16 protein-coding genes and 1 pseudogene are annotated in these 15,918 nt (G+C 68.8%); 8 read left to right on the top strand and 9 right to left on the bottom strand.

Annotation, left to right across the window (positions count from 1 at the left end; all coding sequences use genetic code 11):
- Window positions 1-19 precede the first annotated feature (19 nt).
- On the top strand, window positions 20-370 hold the full coding sequence (locus E0H73_RS09570) for a DUF2516 family protein (RefSeq protein ID WP_131353121.1): 351 nt from the start codon (window positions 20-22) through the stop codon (window positions 368-370).
- Window positions 371-405: 35 nt separating this feature from the next.
- On the opposite strand, the gene E0H73_RS09575 is transcribed toward E0H73_RS09570, so the two are convergent.
- Window positions 406-1,206 carry a L,D-transpeptidase family protein gene (locus E0H73_RS09575; RefSeq protein WP_131353122.1) on the bottom strand — a complete coding sequence of 267 codons (801 nt, stop codon included), beginning with the start codon at window positions 1,204-1,206 and terminating at the stop codon, window positions 406-408.
- A gap of 143 nt (window positions 1,207-1,349) precedes the next feature.
- On the opposite strand from E0H73_RS09575, the gene E0H73_RS09580 reads away from it, so the two are divergent.
- On the top strand, window positions 1,350-2,222 hold the full coding sequence (locus tag E0H73_RS09580; protein ID WP_131353123.1) for a haloalkane dehalogenase: 873 nt from the start codon (window positions 1,350-1,352) through the stop codon (window positions 2,220-2,222).
- Between the two features lie 13 nt (window positions 2,223-2,235).
- Window positions 2,236-2,745 carry a macro domain-containing protein gene (locus E0H73_RS09585; protein WP_131353124.1) on the top strand — a complete coding sequence of 170 codons (510 nt, stop codon included), beginning with the start codon at window positions 2,236-2,238 and terminating at the stop codon, window positions 2,743-2,745.
- Here the strand turns inward: E0H73_RS09585 and E0H73_RS09590 are convergent.
- Both E0H73_RS09590 and typA read right to left on the bottom strand, forming a co-directional pair.
- Window positions 2,733-3,296, bottom strand: a complete 564-nt coding sequence (locus E0H73_RS09590) for a L,D-transpeptidase (RefSeq protein ID WP_131353125.1) — start codon at window positions 3,294-3,296, stop codon at window positions 2,733-2,735. The genes E0H73_RS09585 and E0H73_RS09590 overlap by 13 nt on opposite strands.
- A gap of 354 nt (window positions 3,297-3,650) precedes the next feature.
- Window positions 3,651-5,516: a translational GTPase TypA gene (typA, locus tag E0H73_RS09595; protein WP_131353126.1), complete on the bottom strand. Its 1,866-nt coding sequence runs from the start codon at window positions 5,514-5,516 to the stop codon at window positions 3,651-3,653.
- A gap of 287 nt (window positions 5,517-5,803) precedes the next feature.
- Between typA and E0H73_RS09600 the strand changes: the two genes are divergently transcribed.
- A complete protein-coding gene (locus E0H73_RS09600) occupies window positions 5,804-6,439 on the top strand; it encodes a TetR/AcrR family transcriptional regulator (protein WP_131353127.1) in 636 nt (211 codons plus the stop codon).
- On the opposite strand, the gene E0H73_RS47115 is transcribed toward E0H73_RS09600, so the two are convergent.
- A complete protein-coding gene (locus tag E0H73_RS47115; protein ID WP_238163905.1) occupies window positions 6,432-7,058 on the bottom strand; it encodes an FAD-dependent monooxygenase in 627 nt (208 codons plus the stop codon). The two genes, E0H73_RS09600 and E0H73_RS47115, sit on opposite strands and share 8 nt — an antisense overlap.
- 37 nt (window positions 7,059-7,095) lie before the next feature.
- Window positions 7,096-7,578: pseudogene (locus tag E0H73_RS48340) on the bottom strand (FAD-dependent monooxygenase); the annotation flags it as partial.
- Between the two features lie 111 nt (window positions 7,579-7,689).
- Here E0H73_RS48340 and E0H73_RS09615 point away from each other — a divergent pair.
- On the top strand, window positions 7,690-8,961 hold the full coding sequence (locus E0H73_RS09615) for an erythromycin esterase family protein (RefSeq protein ID WP_131353130.1): 1,272 nt from the start codon (window positions 7,690-7,692) through the stop codon (window positions 8,959-8,961).
- Here the strand turns inward: E0H73_RS09615 and E0H73_RS09620 are convergent.
- Window positions 8,954-9,910, bottom strand: a complete 957-nt coding sequence (locus E0H73_RS09620) for an asparaginase (protein WP_131353131.1) — start codon at window positions 9,908-9,910, stop codon at window positions 8,954-8,956. The two genes, E0H73_RS09615 and E0H73_RS09620, sit on opposite strands and share 8 nt — an antisense overlap.
- Window positions 9,911-9,956: 46 nt before the next feature.
- Window positions 9,957-10,952: a CAF17-like 4Fe-4S cluster assembly/insertion protein YgfZ gene (gene ygfZ / locus E0H73_RS09625; RefSeq protein ID WP_131353132.1), complete on the bottom strand. Its 996-nt coding sequence runs from the start codon at window positions 10,950-10,952 to the stop codon at window positions 9,957-9,959.
- A gap of 111 nt (window positions 10,953-11,063) precedes the next feature.
- On the opposite strand from ygfZ, the gene E0H73_RS09630 reads away from it, so the two are divergent.
- A complete protein-coding gene (locus E0H73_RS09630; RefSeq protein ID WP_131353133.1) occupies window positions 11,064-11,885 on the top strand; it encodes an LLM class flavin-dependent oxidoreductase in 822 nt (273 codons plus the stop codon).
- Window positions 11,886-11,949: 64 nt separating this feature from the next.
- Here the strand turns inward: E0H73_RS09630 and E0H73_RS09635 are convergent, their stop codons facing one another.
- Entirely contained in the window at window positions 11,950-13,332 is a 1,383-nt protein-coding gene (locus tag E0H73_RS09635) for a cation:dicarboxylate symporter family transporter (RefSeq protein ID WP_131353134.1), read from the bottom strand.
- Between the two features lie 126 nt (window positions 13,333-13,458).
- Between E0H73_RS09635 and E0H73_RS09640 the strand changes: the two genes are divergently transcribed.
- On the top strand, window positions 13,459-14,715 hold the full coding sequence (locus E0H73_RS09640; protein ID WP_131353135.1) for a sensor histidine kinase: 1,257 nt from the start codon (window positions 13,459-13,461) through the stop codon (window positions 14,713-14,715).
- On the top strand, window positions 14,708-15,385 hold the full coding sequence (locus E0H73_RS09645; protein ID WP_131353136.1) for a response regulator: 678 nt from the start codon (window positions 14,708-14,710) through the stop codon (window positions 15,383-15,385). Before E0H73_RS09640 ends, E0H73_RS09645 begins: the two co-directional genes overlap by 8 nt.
- On the opposite strand, the gene E0H73_RS09650 is transcribed toward E0H73_RS09645, so the two are convergent.
- Entirely contained in the window at window positions 15,382-15,879 is a 498-nt protein-coding gene (locus E0H73_RS09650; RefSeq protein ID WP_131353137.1) for a heme-binding beta-barrel domain-containing protein, read from the bottom strand. The two genes, E0H73_RS09645 and E0H73_RS09650, sit on opposite strands and share 4 nt — an antisense overlap.
- Between the last annotated feature and the right edge of the window lie 39 nt (window positions 15,880-15,918).

Raw genomic sequence — 15,918 nt, forward strand, 5'->3', positions numbered from 1 at the left:
TTCGGTTAGGCTCGTGTGCATGCTCCCACTCGCTACGTTCCCGAACCTCTTTCCCGGGTTCGCAGGTCCGCTCGAGATCATCTGGTGGGTGCTGCTCGGACTCAAGCTGGTCGCGCTGCTGGACGCCGCGTTCCGGCCACGGGCGGTGTTCGTCGCCGCCGACAAGCTGACCAAACCCGGCTGGATGCTGATCCTGATCGTGTTCACGCTCAGTCAGATCTTCCAGGGCTGGCTCAGCTTCTTCGGCCTGATCGGCATCGTCGCCGCCGGTGTCTACCTGGTCGACGCGCGGCCCGCCCTGCGCGCCGCCTCCGGCCGCGGCCGGGGCGGCTGGGGCATCCGGCGCCGCCGCGGACCGCGCCCGCTCTGAAGCCGTACGAGCCGGACCGCGGCCGCTCTGAAGCCCTACGAGCGGTAGACGATCACCTTGTCGCCGACGTTGACCTCGTCGAACAGGACCTTGATCTTGCCCAGGTCCCGGACGTTCACGCAGCCGTGCGAGGCGCCGTTGTAGCCGCGGGCCGCGAAGTCCGACGAGTAGTGCACCGCCTGGCCGCCGCTGAAGAACATCGCGTACGGCATCTTCGAGTCGTACAGCTTGGAGACGTGGTTGCGGCTCTTCCAGCCGACCGTGAAGCTGCCCTCGCGGGTCGCCGTCTTCACCGCGCCGAACCGGACGTCCAGCTGCATCTTCACCACACCGTCGACGACGTACCGCAGCTTGCGGGTGGTCTTGTCGATGCAGAGCGCCACTCCGGTCGCGCAGCGTGCATCCAGCTTCTTGCCGTTGACCACCGGCGCCGGCGGGAAGAGTTCGGTCTGGGTCGGCTCGTGGGTGGCCGCGGACAGCTTGTTCCAGGTGTTCTGGTCGACGTACCCGAGCTGCGGGATGCCCTTGGACTTCTGGAACTTCTTCACCGCGGACCGGGTCATGGTGCCGAAGTCGTTGTCCTGGTAGCGCTTCTCCAGCAACTTCAGCTGGACCAGCCGGGCCTCGACCTTGCGCACCGACGTGCCGGAGGAGCCGTTCTTGTACAGCGCCTTCGGGTAGATCGGCAGTTCGCCACTCACCTCGAACGGCACCGTCTTCAGGTCCGTCGTGGCGGTCGGCGCCGCAGTTGCGCTCATTCCGAGACCAGCAAGTGCCGCAATCACGGTGCCGGAGACGACACCGGCCAGCACGTTGCGAATGATCAGCGCGCGCATCGGAAAACCCCTTTGGTAGACCCCGTCCTACCTACATAGGACGTCCTCACCGGTCTTTTGGTTGGCGGTCCAGCGTAGGTTGAGATCTGCGAATTGTGCATCTGTTGTGAGCAAGTCGTGACCGAGGCGGGGTGCTGAGCGCTGTGACAGCGGGCGAGTACGACGAGATCGATGTCCACGGTGTCCGCCTCGCATACCGCAGCACCGGCAGTGGGCCGCCGGTCGTCTTTCTGCACGGCAACCCCACCTCGTCGTACCTGTGGCGGAACGTCCTCGAACCCGTCTCCGCGGTCGCGCGGTGTGTGGCCCTCGACCTGGCCGGCATGGGGCGCTCGGCCCCGTCGACGGCTGATCCGGCCGAACGGTACCGGTTTGCCGACCACCGCCGGTACGTCGACGGGTTCTTCGACACGATGGGCCTGACCAGCGGGGTGACACTGGTCGGCCACGACTGGGGTGGAGTGCTCGCGGTCGACTGGGCGCGCCGGCACCCGGGCGCGGTCCGGGGAATCGCCTACCTGGAGACCCTGATCGCCCCCGTGACGTGGGACGGGCCGAACGCACCGGCTCCGGAGCTGTTCCGCAAGCTACGTGGGCCAGAGGGCGAGCAGTTGGTGCTGGAGCAGAACGTCTTCGTCGAGACAGTCCTGCCGAGCGGGATCCTGCGCACTCTGCGGGACGACGAGCTGGCCGTCTACCGCGCGCCGTACGAGCAGCCCGGTGAGTCCCGCCGGCCCACTCTGACCTGGGCACGGGAGATTCCCATCGACGGTACGCCTGCCGACGTCCACGACATCGTGGCCGCCAACGCCACCTGGATGGCCGCTGCCCCGGTCCCGAAGCTGTTCATCAACGCGGAGCCGGGCGCGCTGCTCACCGGACCGCTCCGGGAACAGTGTCGCCGATGGCCGCACCAGCGCGAGGTCACCGTGGCCGGCCTGCATTTCCTGCCCGAGGACTCCGCGGCGGACATCGCCGCCGCCCTCCTCGACTGGCTGCCCACCTGTTTCGACTGACGAGGAGACCGCCATGGAGATCGTCCTGAGTACGGCGGACATCACCACGATCCCGGCCGATGCGATCGTCAACGCGGCCCATCACGCGCTCCGCGGCGGAGGCGGTGTGGACGGCGCGATCCACCGCGCCGGCGGGCCGGAGATCCTCGCGGAGCTCGTCGAGCGGTATCCGAACGGTGCCGCGACGGGCGAGGCTGCTTGGACGACCGCGGGTGCGCTGCCGGCGTCGTACGTGATCCATGTGGTCGGGCCGAATTACAACGCAGGACAACGGGATCCGGCGTTGCTGGAGTCCTGCTATCGCAACGCGTTGCGGATCGCGGACGAGCTCGGGGCCAAGACTCTCAGTCTTCCGGCGGTGTCCGCGGGGATCTACGGCTGGCCGGCCCAGTCAGCGGCGGAGGTCGCCGTACGGACACTTCTCCGTACGACGACCTCCGTCAGCAAAGCCACGTTCTGCTTGATCGAGCCCCGGCTCTACAAGGCCTTCCAGACCGCGCTGCGGTCTCGTCAGGCGTTGTAGACGACGACCTTGTCGCCGACCTTCACCCGGGCGAAGATCCAGGCGATCTTCTTCTTGTCCCGGATGTTCACGCAGCCGTGCGAGGCGCCGTTGTACCCGCGGGCCTTGAAGTCGGCCGAGTAGTGCACGGCCTGGCCACCGCTGAAGAACATCGCGTACGGCATCGGCGAGTGGTACAGCGACGACACGTGGTTCTTCGACTTGCGCTGGACCTTGAAGACGCCCTGCCGGGTCGGCGTCCTACGAGCGCCGAACCGTGCGTCGGTGATCTGGATCGGCTTGCCGTTGACCATGTACACCAATTTGCGGGTGCGCTTGTTGATGCACAGCACCCGGCCCTTCGTCATACACCGCCTGTCGATCCGCAGCTTGCCCGGCACGAGCCCGGTCGAGGACGCCGCCGCGGTCGCCTGCTGTGGCACGACCACGGCCTGGGGCGCAACCTTCGGTGCCACTACGGCCGCGTCGGCCGTCGTGGTCGCGGTCAGTGCGCCCACCCCCACGAACGCGGCTGCCGTGAGGGTGGCGCCGAGCTTACGCAGAATTCCCATGCTCCTGTTTCCTTCCCCCAAAGAGTTGCTTGCACATGACAGACGTCAGACCCCCACGTCCGGTTGGTAACGATCCGGATTTCTTCCCCACAGACCGACCGAGGAATGGTGTATCACACCCCTGTAGTTCGCTCCGCATGTCGCGCCCCCCGTTGCCGTTTCGTTCCCGAGCCGGCCGGTAAGACAAGCCAGAGGGCACACCCAGTACGCCGGAGAACCCTCCCTCACGAGGGCAGCAGCACACCGCGGCCGAGCCGCAGGTCGCGGCGATGAGCCCGGTAGTAGAACCGGGTGGGCGGGAGCGCGCGCAGCAGCCGCGACGGAGGAGCGGCTGCGCAGCACGCGTGGGAAGGATCAGCTCTTGTTCTTGCGCCCCAGCTTCGACCGCTCGACCTGGGTCAGAGCGACCTTCCGCATCCGGATCGCGTCCGGGGTGACCTCGACGCACTCGTCCTCGCGGCAGAACTCCAGCGACTGCTCGAGCGACAGCTTGCGGGCCGGGACGAGCTTCTCGAACTCGTCCGCGGTCGACGACCGGACGTTGGTCATCTTCTTTTCCTTGGTGATGTTGACGTCCATGTCGTCCGAGCGCGAGTTCTCGCCGACGATCATGCCCTCGTACACCTCGGTGGTCGGCTCCACGAACATGGTGCCGCGCTCCTGGAGGTTGATCATCGCGTACGACGTGGCCGCGCCGGACCGGTCCGACACCAGCGAACCCGACGGCCGCGTCCGCAGCTCGCCGAACCACGGCTCGTACCCCTCGAACACGTGGTGCGCGATACCGGTACCGCGGGTGTCGGTCAGGAACTCGGTCCGGAACCCGATCAGACCGCGAGCCGGGACCAGGAACTCCATCCGGACCCACCCGGTGCCGTGGTTGGTCATCTGCTCCATCCGGCCCTTGCGGACCGCGAGGAGCTGGGTGACCGTGCCGAGGTACTCCTCCGGGCAGTCGATCGTCAGCCGCTCGACCGGCTCGTGCCGCTTGCCGTCGATCTCGCGGGTGACCACCTGCGGCTTGCCGACGGTCAGCTCGTAGCCTTCGCGGCGCATCTGCTCGACCAGGATCGCCAGCGCCAGCTCACCGCGGCCCTGCACCTCCCAGGCGTCCGGACGCTCGGTCGGCAGGACCTTCAGCGACACGTTGCCGACCAGTTCGCGGTCGAGCCGGTCCTTGACCAGCCGCGCGGTCACCTTGGTGCCCTTCACCCGGCCGGCCAGCGGCGAGGTGTTGGTGCCGATCGTCATCGAGATGGCCGGCTCGTCGACGGTGATCAACGGGAGCGGCTTGGGGTTGTCCGGGTCGGTCAGGGTGTCGCCGATCATGATCTCCGGGATGCCCGCGATCGCGACGATGTCACCCGGACCGGCCGAGTCGCCGGGCACCCGCTCGAGCGCCTCGGTGACCAGCAGTTCGGTGATCTTGACCCGCTGGATCGAGCCGTCGTGACGGCACCAGGCGACCTGGGCGCCCTTCTTCAGCGTGCCTTCGTGCACCCGGACCAGCGCGAGCCGGCCGAGGAACGGCGAGGCGTCCAGGTTGGTGACGTGCGCCTGCAGCGGCGCTCCCTCGGTGTACTCCGGGGCCGGCACGTTGGCCAGGATCGTCTCGAACAGCGGCTCGAGGTCCTCGGAGTCCGGCATGCCGCCGTCGGCGGGCTGGGCCAGCGAGGCCCGGCCGGCCCGCGCGGAGGCGTAGACGACCGGGAAGTCGAGCGCGCTCTGGTCCGCGTCGTGGTCGAGCAGGTCGAGGAACAGTTCGTACGTCTCGTCGACGACCTCGGCGATCCGGGCGTCCGGGCGGTCCACCTTGTTCACCACCAGGATCACCGGCATCTGCCGCGCCAGCGCCTTGCGCAGCACGAACCGGGTCTGCGGCAGCGGGCCCTCGGAGGCGTCCACCAGCAGCACGATCGCGTCCACCATCGACAGGCCGCGCTCGACCTCGCCACCGAAGTCGGCGTGGCCGGGGGTGTCGATGATGTTCAGCGTCATCTGCTCGCCGTTGGCCATCTTGTGCCGTACGGCGGTGTTCTTGGCCAGGATCGTGATGCCCTTCTCACGTTCCAGGTCGCCGGAGTCCATCGCCCGCTCGTCCACGTGCTGGTGCGCGCCGAAGGCGCCGGACTGCCACAGCATCGCGTCGACCAGGGTGGTCTTGCCGTGGTCGACGTGGGCCACGATCGCGACGTTGCGCAGGTCGTTACGGACAGGCATGGGGAAGCGCTCCAAGCAATGGGGACTGGGTGTCAGGCGGCGGCTACGGCGTGTTGTGTCGCACGAGATGGCCACTCGACGCAGGGCGCAGCCCTTTCATCTTACCGGTGACGGCACGTGTCCACGAAACGGGAAGACCTTTGACATTTGTTAACTGGACGTCCAGTCTATAAACGGCGCCTGGGGAGGGGCCAGAAAAGAACGGGGGGGTCCGAACCCGGGAGCGCCGAGCACTTGATGGGGGAGGTAGCTCGGCCTCCGGGGTAACGACCAGCAGGGAAGGAACCGTGCCGCGCTCGGCCACCGTGAATCAGGAGCTGCGAGAGCGCTCCCGGGAGCGCATCCTGGCCGCGGCTCTGGAGGTCTTCGCCGCCAAGGGGTACGAGGCCGCATCGATCTCCGAGATCACCGAGGCAGCCGGGGTGTCCCGTGGCCTGGTTTCGTACTACTTCGCCGCCAAGGAAGAACTGGCCGCGGAACTGCTGGACCGCTGGCTGGACGGCATCGCCGGGATCCTGACGATCCAGGGCAGCCCGGACGAGCGCCTGGCCGGCATCATCGACGGCGCCCTGATGGCGGCCGCCACCACGCTTCCGATCCAGCGGCTCGCGATCACCCTGATGATGCAGCCCACCACCCACGACGTCTTCGCGCGCGTCGAGGCCGACAAGTCGGTCCGCGTCAGCCAGGTCGAGGACGCCATTCGCTCCGTCTTCGCCGCCCGCGGAGCCGCCGACCCGGCGGTCGAGGAAATGTTGCTCAGAGCAACCTTGGAGGGCGTCACGGTGAAGCTCGCGATCTACCGCGAGACCTTCCCTCTCGAAGACATCCGTCGCCGCCTGTACGCCGGTTACAACCTGCCCACACCGGCCGCGCCACTTCCGATCAGCTCACCCCCGGTGGACCGCCTCCGCGCTAAATGACCGGCGGGGTCCAATCGAGGTGCCGCGTACCGCTGCGCGCAGCGAGACCGGCCGGTGTGAGCCGCAGCATCGCATTCCGCAGCCACTGCCCACGCCCGAGATGGGCACCCACCCGAGCCATCTGCGCCGACCGCGTCACCAGCTGCTGCGTACGCCGGTACCGCTGCGCACGGTAGTCCTGCAGTCCCACCGCAACTTCCCCGTCACCGCGGATCAACGCCCCCACCGACACCCCGTCCTCGAGCGCCGAGTTCGCCCCCTGCCCCAAGGTCGGCAGCATCGGATGCGCCGCATCACCGATCAGCACGACCCGCCCGGCCGTGTACCGCGGCAACGGCTCGAGCTCCCACACGTCATGCCGGATCACGTCGGAGGTTGCCGCGGTCAGCGCCCGTACGTCGGGAGCCCACGCGCCGAAGTACTCGCGAACCGCCCGGATCTCGTCCGGGAAACCATGACCGGCCGGAAGCCGCACGTACCCGTACCAATAGACCTGGTCGGCACTGATCCGGAGCGAGCCGAACTCGGCCTGCGGGCCCCACAGCATGGCGAAGCTGTCGTCGACGATCGTGGTTTCGGAGATGATCGCCCGCCAACTCGAGTAACCGCTGTAACGCAAGGCAGAACGGGGAAAAGAGCACGCCCCGGGTAACACTGCGGATCCCGTCCGCACCCACGACCAGGTCGGCGTCGGCGCTGCACGAACCGCTCGCGGACGTCCACGTCACGCGGGCCGACGAGGCTCCCGGCGTACCGGGGTCGACAGCCGTGACGCGCGCACCCGTCACCAGTTCCGCGCCGGCGGCGGATTCGGCCAATGCCGCGTGCAGCCGCTGCCGATGGATCCCGATCATCCGGGTGAGCCCGTTCCCATCAGGTGCCCTGAGCAACCATTTGCCGTCGGACCGGCGTGACCCGGCCGGACGTACGGCGTACCCGTCCCGCCGGACCCTGTCGCCGGCACCGATCGCGTCCAAGGCACGGGCCCCGTTCACAGTGACGGCCAGGCCTGCGCCGACCTCGCCGAGCTCGGGTGCGCTCTCCAGTACCTGCACGCGCCAGCCCGTCCGGATCAACGCGGCCGCCGCGGCCAGGCCGGCGATCCCGCCGCCGACCACGATCGCCTTCTGGTCGGTCATGCCGTCGACGATAGGAGTCCGGCGGACTCCGTGCGTACGACAGAGGGCGTATCTGTGGAGCCCTCCACTGGCGGATGCCCGGAACGCCTCGCCCGGCCAGAGTGGTGTGGCATGACCATCACACGAAGAACGTTCCTGGCCGGCTCGGCGGTAGGTGTAGCGGCCGCGACCGGACTGGCGCCGGCGCAGGCCTCCGGCGACCCGATCACGAGCTGGATCGCCCGCAAGGCCGAGCCGTTGGGAGATCTGGACCACCTCCGCCGGTCCATCGCTGGCGCACAGATCGTCGGACTCGGCGAGGCCGTGCACGCGACGGCCGAGCTCACGCACCTGAAGCTGCGGGTGGTCCGCTATCTCGTGGAGCGGCTCGGCTTCCGGGCGATCGCGTTCGAGGACGACTGGTCGCTGGGCACGCAGCTGAACGAATACGTGCTGACCGGACGCGGCGACCTCAACGCACTGGTCGGCCAGCTGAGCACCGAGAGCCGCACCCACGAGATCGCCGAGCTGTTCGCCTACCTGCGCACCTACAACGCCACGCACCGGGACAAGGTGCGGTTCGCGGGTTCCGAGTACTTCGCCACCCGGCAACTCGCGTACGACGCGATCGACGAGTACGTCGCCCGCCGCGCACCCCACCGACTGGCCGAACTGCGCCGCAGTCTGAAGCCCATCCGCCCGCAGCTCGAGGACATCGGTGCGTACGTCCAGTGGTACTGGAAGGAGGTCAAGGACAAGGCGCCGTACGTCGCCAAGGCGCAGGCTGTGCTCGCGCTCGTCCAGAAGCTGCCGCATCGGCCGAATGACCGGGACTACGCGATCACCGAGCACCACGCCCGGCAGATCCTGTCGTTCTACACGGCGTTCAGCCTGCCCGAGGCCGAGATCTGGGGCTATCGCGACGCCCGGGCAGCGGAGAACGTGCGCTGGTGGCACGGCTTCACCCGGAACAAGGTCATCTACTGGGCCGCGAACGCGCACACGGCGAACGCCCCCGGTCTACGCGTCACCGTCCCACCGGACCCGGACGTCGTCTTCCGCAACGCCGGTTCGTACCTTCGCGACTGGTACGGCGACCGCTACCGCTCTGTCGGCTGCACCGTCGACCACGGCACCACGCTCGGCCCGGTCACGCTGCCGCCGGCATCCTCCGACTGGTTCGAGCACCAACTCACGGCCGCCAGAAACGGGCAGTTCGTCCTCGATCTGCACAGCCGCCCGCAACCGGACGCGGTCCGCGCCTGGCTGCGCGGCACCGCCAAGACGCGCGGCATCCCGGAGTACGGCCCCGGGTCGTACATGACCGGCGACAGCCTGTCCGACTGGTTCGACGTCGCGATCCACACGCCGGAGGTGACCCCGACGCACCCGTTGGTCAGCTGAACGCCGGAAGGTGTGGCTGTACGGCGCCGACGTCGACACCGCCGCCGTACAGCGGGAAGCGGAGCTGGCGCTCGACGACGCCGTCGGTGAAGCCGAGGCGCTGGAGGACGGCGGCCATCACGACCTGGCGAGGCCGGGCGGCGCCGTCCTCGATCTTGAGGGCGATGCCGCGGCCGTCGGCGAGACCGACGGCGTACACGCCCTCCGCTCCGGCCTTGCAGAACAGGCCGTCGACGCCGCGCATCAACGCAGCCTCGTCCCGCGTGGTCCCGCTGGCGTACTCCGGGAATGACCGGTAGGCATCCTTCACCCGCGCCTCGAGCGTGCCCGGAGCAGCGGCCGCGAAGTGGCCGAAGGAGCGGGCCAGGCCGGCGAGGCTGAGGGCGAAGATCGGAGCGCCGCAGCCGTCGACCGCGACGTAGGACGCGTTCTCCCCCGCCGAGTCCTCGATCGCGGTCCGGATCACCTTCTGCAGCGGGTGATCCGGGGCACGGTAGTCGTCGAACGACCACCCGTTGACGTAGCAGGTCAGGAGCATCGCGGCGTGCTTGCCCGAGCAGTTCATCGTAATCCGCTCCGGTCCGTGCCCCGCGCGCACCCATGCGTCCCGGGCCGGGTCGGCCAACGGGTACGCCTCCGGGGTCCGCAGCGCAGTCTCGTCCGTGCCGGCCATCGCGAGGATCTCGCGGACGCCGTCGAGGTGGATCTGCTCGCCCGAGTGGGAGGCGCCGGCCAGAGCCAGCAGTTTGCCGTCGAGGGTGAGCCCGTTGCGGAGCATGCCGAGTGCCTGCATCGGCTTGTTCGACGAGCGCGGGAACATCGGCTGGTCCACCACGCCGGCCGCCCAGGCGACGGAGCCGTCGGGGTTCGTCACCACGACGGAGCCGTGGTGGTGGCCCTCCACGAAGCCGCTGCGGACGACGTCGGCCAGGATCACAGGTTCGGTCACGGCTGAACAGTACAGGTGCAAAATGCAGTGTTGCGAATGATCCGGCTCACAGCTGCGAGCGCACGTGCAGCCCCACCTCGGGGTCGACCAGGACCTCCTGGGTCGCGGTCACCGTCGGCTGATCCTCGGCGACGACCTCGATCACGGCCGCGGGGTCCACGTTCCGCTTCACCAGCGCCAATGCGATCGGACCCAGCTCGTGATGCCGCGCCGCGGACCCGATGAACCCGACCTGCTTGTCCCCCACGCGGACGGCGTACCCGTGCGCGGGCAGGTGGTCGACCGAACCGTCCAGGTGCAGCCGCACCAGCCGGCGCGGCGGGCGGCCGAGGTTGTTCACCCGGGCGACCGTCTCCTGGCCGCGGTAGCAGCCCTTGTCCAGATGTACGCCGACGCCGAGCCAGCCCAGCTCGTTCGGAATCGCGCGCTCGTCCGTGTCCAGGCCGAACCGTGGGTTGCCCGCCTCGATCCGGAGCGCCTCGTACGCCCAGACTCCGGCTGCCGGACCCTCCAGACCCGCCAACTCGGCGCGCGGCAGGAACACCTCGTGCCCGCCGAGCGAGTCCGCGCCGCTGCGGGTCAACGGACCGTCCGCGGGAGCCGGTCCGGGCCGCCAGACGATCGCGTAGTCGTCGGTCACGTCCGCGATCTCCACCCGGGACATGAACACCATCTTCTGCAGCCACTCGACCAGGGCCGCGGCCGCGCCGGGCTCGGTGTGCAGCCAGAACGTCTCGCCGTCGTCGACGCCGTACATCACGTGCTCGACATGGCCGGTCGGCGACAGCAGCAGCGCGGTGGTCGACGTACCGGGCGTAAGCCCCTCGAAGTACTGCGTCGTCAGCGCGTGCAGCCAGGTCAGCCGGTCGGGACCGGTGATCGTGACGACCTCACGGTGGGACAGGTCGACGAACGCCTTCCCCGCGACCAGGGCGCGTTGCTCCCGCAGGTCCGAGCCGTAGTGGGCCGCGACCCCGGCGTCGAGTCCGTCGGCCTCGACCGCGCCGGGGCGGTCGAGCAGGGGGCTGCGCATCCGTGACATGTCACCAGAGTACGTCGGCCGGCGTACGGCGAACGCCTCCCGTCGTGGGATGTGGACAACCCCGCCCGACGGCAGGGTGGAGGTATCGAATCCAGTGAAGGGAGCAAGGCGATGAGTGACAAGCGATTCCGCTTCGGCGTCGTGGGCAGCCCGACGACCGCGGAGCAGTGGACCACGACGGTGCGACGGGCCGCGGAGCTCGGCTACACCAGCGTGCTGATGCCCGACGGCCTGCAGCTGCCGTCACCGTTCGCCTCGCTCGCGATGGCCGCGACGCTGGCCGACATCCGGGTCGGGACCTTCGTGGCCGCGGCCCCGCTGCGGACGCCCCGCCAGGCCGCCTGGGATGCGCACACGCTGACCGTCCTCACCGACGGCCGCTTCGACTTCGGCATCGGGACCGGACGGCCCGGTGTCGAGCAGCAGGCGGCCGAGATCGGCCTGCCCTTCGGATCGGGCAAGGAGCGTCGCGACCAGGTCCGCGAGACCCTCGACCTGCTGGCGGACCTCGACGGCGACCGTCGTACGCCGATCATGCTCGCCGCCGGTGGACCACGGGCACTGGCTCTGGCCGCGGCCCGGGCCGACATCGTTTCGATCGCCAAGGACGCGATGACACCGCGTGCGGAGATCCTTCGACTCATCCAGGACCTGCGTGAGCTGGCCGGACCGCGCGCGGACGACATCGAGCTGGCGATGAACCTCTTCGCGGCAGGCACGCGCGAACTGCCGCCGTGGACGAAGCAGGCCGCCGGAGTCGAGCCGGAGGAGTTGGAGGCGAGTGACTCGCTGATGATGCTGCGCGGTACGCCTCAGCAGATGGTGGACGAACTGGAGCGCCGGAGGGACACCTTCGGTACGACGTACATCACGGTCAACTCGACGTACCTCGACGATCTGGCCCCGGTCGTCCAGAAGCTCGCAGGCAGCTGAACGCAGCACTGCCCGTCAGCGGGGGGGAGCTGACGGGCAGTGCCGGAGGGGTGGGACAGGTGGCTCAGTGGTCGGTCACGCGGCTGGGCTCGGTACTGCGGCTGTCCTCGAGGGGAACGTCGCCCGCGTGGGTGTCTCCGGCCGCGAAGGCGGCCTCGTCGAACGGATCGTCGCCGGCGAAGACCTGTTTGGCCTGCTCTTTGTCGAACGCCCCGACCCAGTGCCCGACCAGGACGGTCGCGACCGCGTTGCCGGCGAAGTTCGTCAGCGCTCGAGCCTCGGACATGAACCGGTCGATGCCGACGATCAAACCGACGCCGTCGACCAGCTCCGGCCGGTGCGACTGCAGGCCGCCGGCCAGCGTGGCCAGGCCCGCACCGGTGACACCGGCAGCGCCCTTCGAGGCCACGATCATGAACAGCAGCAGGGAGATCTGCTGGCCGATCGAGAACGGTGTGTCCATCGCCTCGGCGATGAACAGCGACGCCATCGTCAGGTAGATCGCGGTGCCGTCCAGGTTGAACGAGTAGCCGGTCGGGACGGTGATACCGACGACCTGCTTGCCGACGCCGAGATGCTCCATCTTGCCGATCAGCCGCGGCAGCGCGGTCTCCGACGACGAGCTGGACACGATCAGCAGGAACTCGCGGCCCAGATAGCGCAGTAGCTGGAAGATCGACATGCCGGTGACCACGCGGAGAACGGTGCCCAGGACAACGATCACGAACAGCAGACAGGTGATGTAGAAGGCCAGCATGATCTTGCCCAGGCTGACCAGCGCGTCCCAGCCGGTGGCGCCGACGACGGCCGCGATCGCACCGAACGCACCGATCGGCGCGGTCCACATGATCATCGACAGGATCTTGAACACCAGCCGCTGGATGTGCCCGATGGCGGTGAGGATCGGCTCGCCCTTGGCAGCCATCGCCTGCAGCGCGAAGCCGACCAGCAGGGCGACCAGCACGGTCTGCAGCACCTCACCCTCGGTCAGCGAGGACAGCAGCGACTTCGGGATGATGCCGAGGATGAAGTCGGTCGTGCTCTCGTGCGCGCCGGCGGCCTGCTTCTGTCCGGTCTCGCGGAGCTTGTCGGTCAGGTTCAGACCGGAACCCGGCTGGACGATGTTGCCGACCACCAGGCCGATACCGAGCGCGACTGTCGACATCACCAGGAAGTAGAGGAGCGCGAGACCGCCGACCTTGCCGACGCTGGCGGCCTGCCGGACCGAGCCGATGCCGAGTACCAGCGTGCAGAAGATGATGGGACTGATCAGCATCTTGATCAGGTTCACGAATCCGGTGCCGAGCGGTTTCAGCTCGACCGCGAAGTCCGGGAAGAGGAAGCCGACACCGATGCCGAGCAGGACGGCGACGATGACGGCGATGTAGAGGAAATGGGTCCGGTCGTTGCGGACCGGGGTCGGTCGCGGTTCGGTCGGGCTCGACATGGTGGGACTCCCTGTATCGGCCGGCGGGCAGTGGAGGAGGGGCCGGATGCTGCTTGGGTAACTGTGACGTGACGCACAGGAGAAGTGCGCGTTTCGTTCATATCGTTCTCGGTGCAGACTGTCCGCATGCGTCGCCGGCCGTGGGAACTGCGCCGCCAGGTTCTCTGGCTGCAGACGGTCACGGTCGCGATCCTGATCCTGATGGTGGCGATCACCATGGTCAGCCGGTCCCGGGCGCAGGCCGAGCGGGATGCGGCGGCCGCCGGCGTCGCGCCACCCGGCTGGTGGGAGCTGATCCAGCTCGACATGCGCTCGATGCTCGGTGTCGCCAGCCTCATGCTCGGGGTCGCGATCGCAGGCAACGCGCTGGTCACCTGGCGGGTTCGCCGGGCCACCCGCGGGATGGGCACCCAGTCGCTGGCCCGCATGCTCGACTTCTATGAGGGCGTGCTGCACGCCGCCCGCGAGGGGCTGATCCTGCTGGACGCCGACGGCCGCGTCCAGCTCGCCAACGACGAAGCCCTGGAGCTACTCGGCCTCAGCGAGGTCATCCCGGGTACGCCGATCGAGGACCTGCATCTCCCCTCCACCCTCGCCGAGTTGCTGCGCGCGGGCAGGACGGCGTACGACGAACTCCACCTCGGGAAGCAGGGTGTCGTGGTCGTGAACCAGCAACCGTCACGCTCCGGCCGGATCGTGACGCTGCGAGACCACACCGAGCTGCAGCGGCTGCTCGGTGAGCTGGATGCGGTGCGCAGTCTGGCCGACTCCCTGCAGGCGCAGAACCACGAGGCGTCCAACCGGCTGCACACCGTGGTCAGCCTGATCGAGATCGGCAGACCGGAACGGGCCCGCGAGTTCGCGGTGTCCGAGCTGCAGTTCGCGCAGGCGATGACGGATCGCGTAGTCGGTACGGTCGGTGATCCCGTGCTTGCGTCGCTGCTGCTTGCCAAGCTCGCGCAGGCGCAGGAACGCGGCGTGGTCCTGACGCTCGAGCTCGGCCACGAGCCGCTGAACACACGGCTGCCCGCGCAGGACGTGGTCACCGTCGTCGGAAACCTGCTGGACAACGCGATCGAGGCTGCGCGGGGTGGTCCCGCTCCGCGCCGGGTCGAGCTGCGGGCGGGTACGACGCGTGACGCGATCGACCTGATCGTCACGAACACCGGAGCGGAGCTGGGTGCGACCGAGCTGGCCCACATGTTCGACCGAGGCTGGACGACGAAGGTGGAGCCGGGGCACGGACTCGGCCTCGTGCTGGTACGCAGCACGGTCGAGCGCTGGCAGGGCACGCTGATGGTCGACCCGGACTCCGAGCTGGACGACGTACCGGCGCTGACTGTCCGGGTCCGGCTGCCGCGGGCGGTGAGCGCCAGTGCCTGACCTGCGGGTCCTCGTGGTCGAGGACGACCCGGTCGCCGCGGAGGCCCATCGCACGTACGTCGATCGTCTGCAGGGCTTCACGTGCATCGGCGTCGCCGGTACGGCGGCCCGTGCGCTACAGGTGCTGACCCGTGGTGAGATCGACCTGGTCCTGCTGGACATGAACCTGCCCGACGGGCACGGACTCGACGTGGTCCGCCGGCTGCGGGCCCTGGGCAACCAGATCGACGTGGTCGCGGTGACGTCGGCGCGCGAGGTGGCTGCGGTGCAGGCCGCGGCCCGGATCGGCGTCGTGCAGTATGTGCTGAAACCCTTTGCCTACGAGACTTTGCGGGACCGGCTGACGGCGTACGCGCGTCAGCGGCGAGCGGCTGAGGCGGGGCAGGTCGTCGCGGATCAGGACGAGGTCGACCGGTTGTTGCACCCAGCAACCGTTTCGTCGGTGCCCAAGGGCCTGGCCGGATCGGTGCTGGATCGCGTCGTCCAGCTGCTCGGCAACCGGGAGGGCTGGACCGCGGAGGAGGTCGCGACGTCCCTCGGCACCTCCCGGATCACCGCGCGCCGCTACCTCGAGCACCTCGCCGACCAGGGCCAGGCACTCCGCACCCAGCGATACGACGGCCGCAGCGGACGACCGAAGGTCGAGTACTCCTGGGTGGCCGAGAGTTAGCTGGAGCGGACCAGCGTCGCCCAGAGGTGAGGCTGGAGCGGCTGGCCCTCGGCGGCCATGTCGTAGGCCCAGAGCAGCTCACCCTTGACCAGGCCGTAGAGGCGGTGACCGGCGGTGACTTCCTTGGCGCTCACGGTCCGGGCGATGACGTCGGTCTGCAACTCGATCTTCGCGCCGTCGATGTCGCCGTACCAGATCTCGGCGAAGCCGGTCGGGTGGGCCAGGATGACCTCGACCTTGTTGTCCGGCTGCGGCCGCCAGAATCCGGTCTCGACCGCCAGCGGGCGCTCCTTCGTGCCGTCCTCGCCGACCACGTAGGTCTGGCTGACGTAGTGCAGGTACGGCTTGCCGTTGTGGCTGAAGTCGATCTGCTGCCCGAACTCGAACTTCTCGATCGTCGGGTAGTCGCCGTGGCCGCGGCCCTCCCAGCGACCGAGCAGCCACGCGAGTGGGATCAGGTCCGGATGCAGGTCCTGCGGGATCTCGAACGCCATCAGGTCACTCAGTTCGCGCTGCGGCCGCGGTACAGCCGG

The sequence above is a fragment of the Kribbella pittospori genome (assembly GCF_004331465.1).
Lineage (GTDB): Bacteria > Actinomycetota > Actinomycetes > Propionibacteriales > Kribbellaceae > Kribbella > Kribbella pittospori.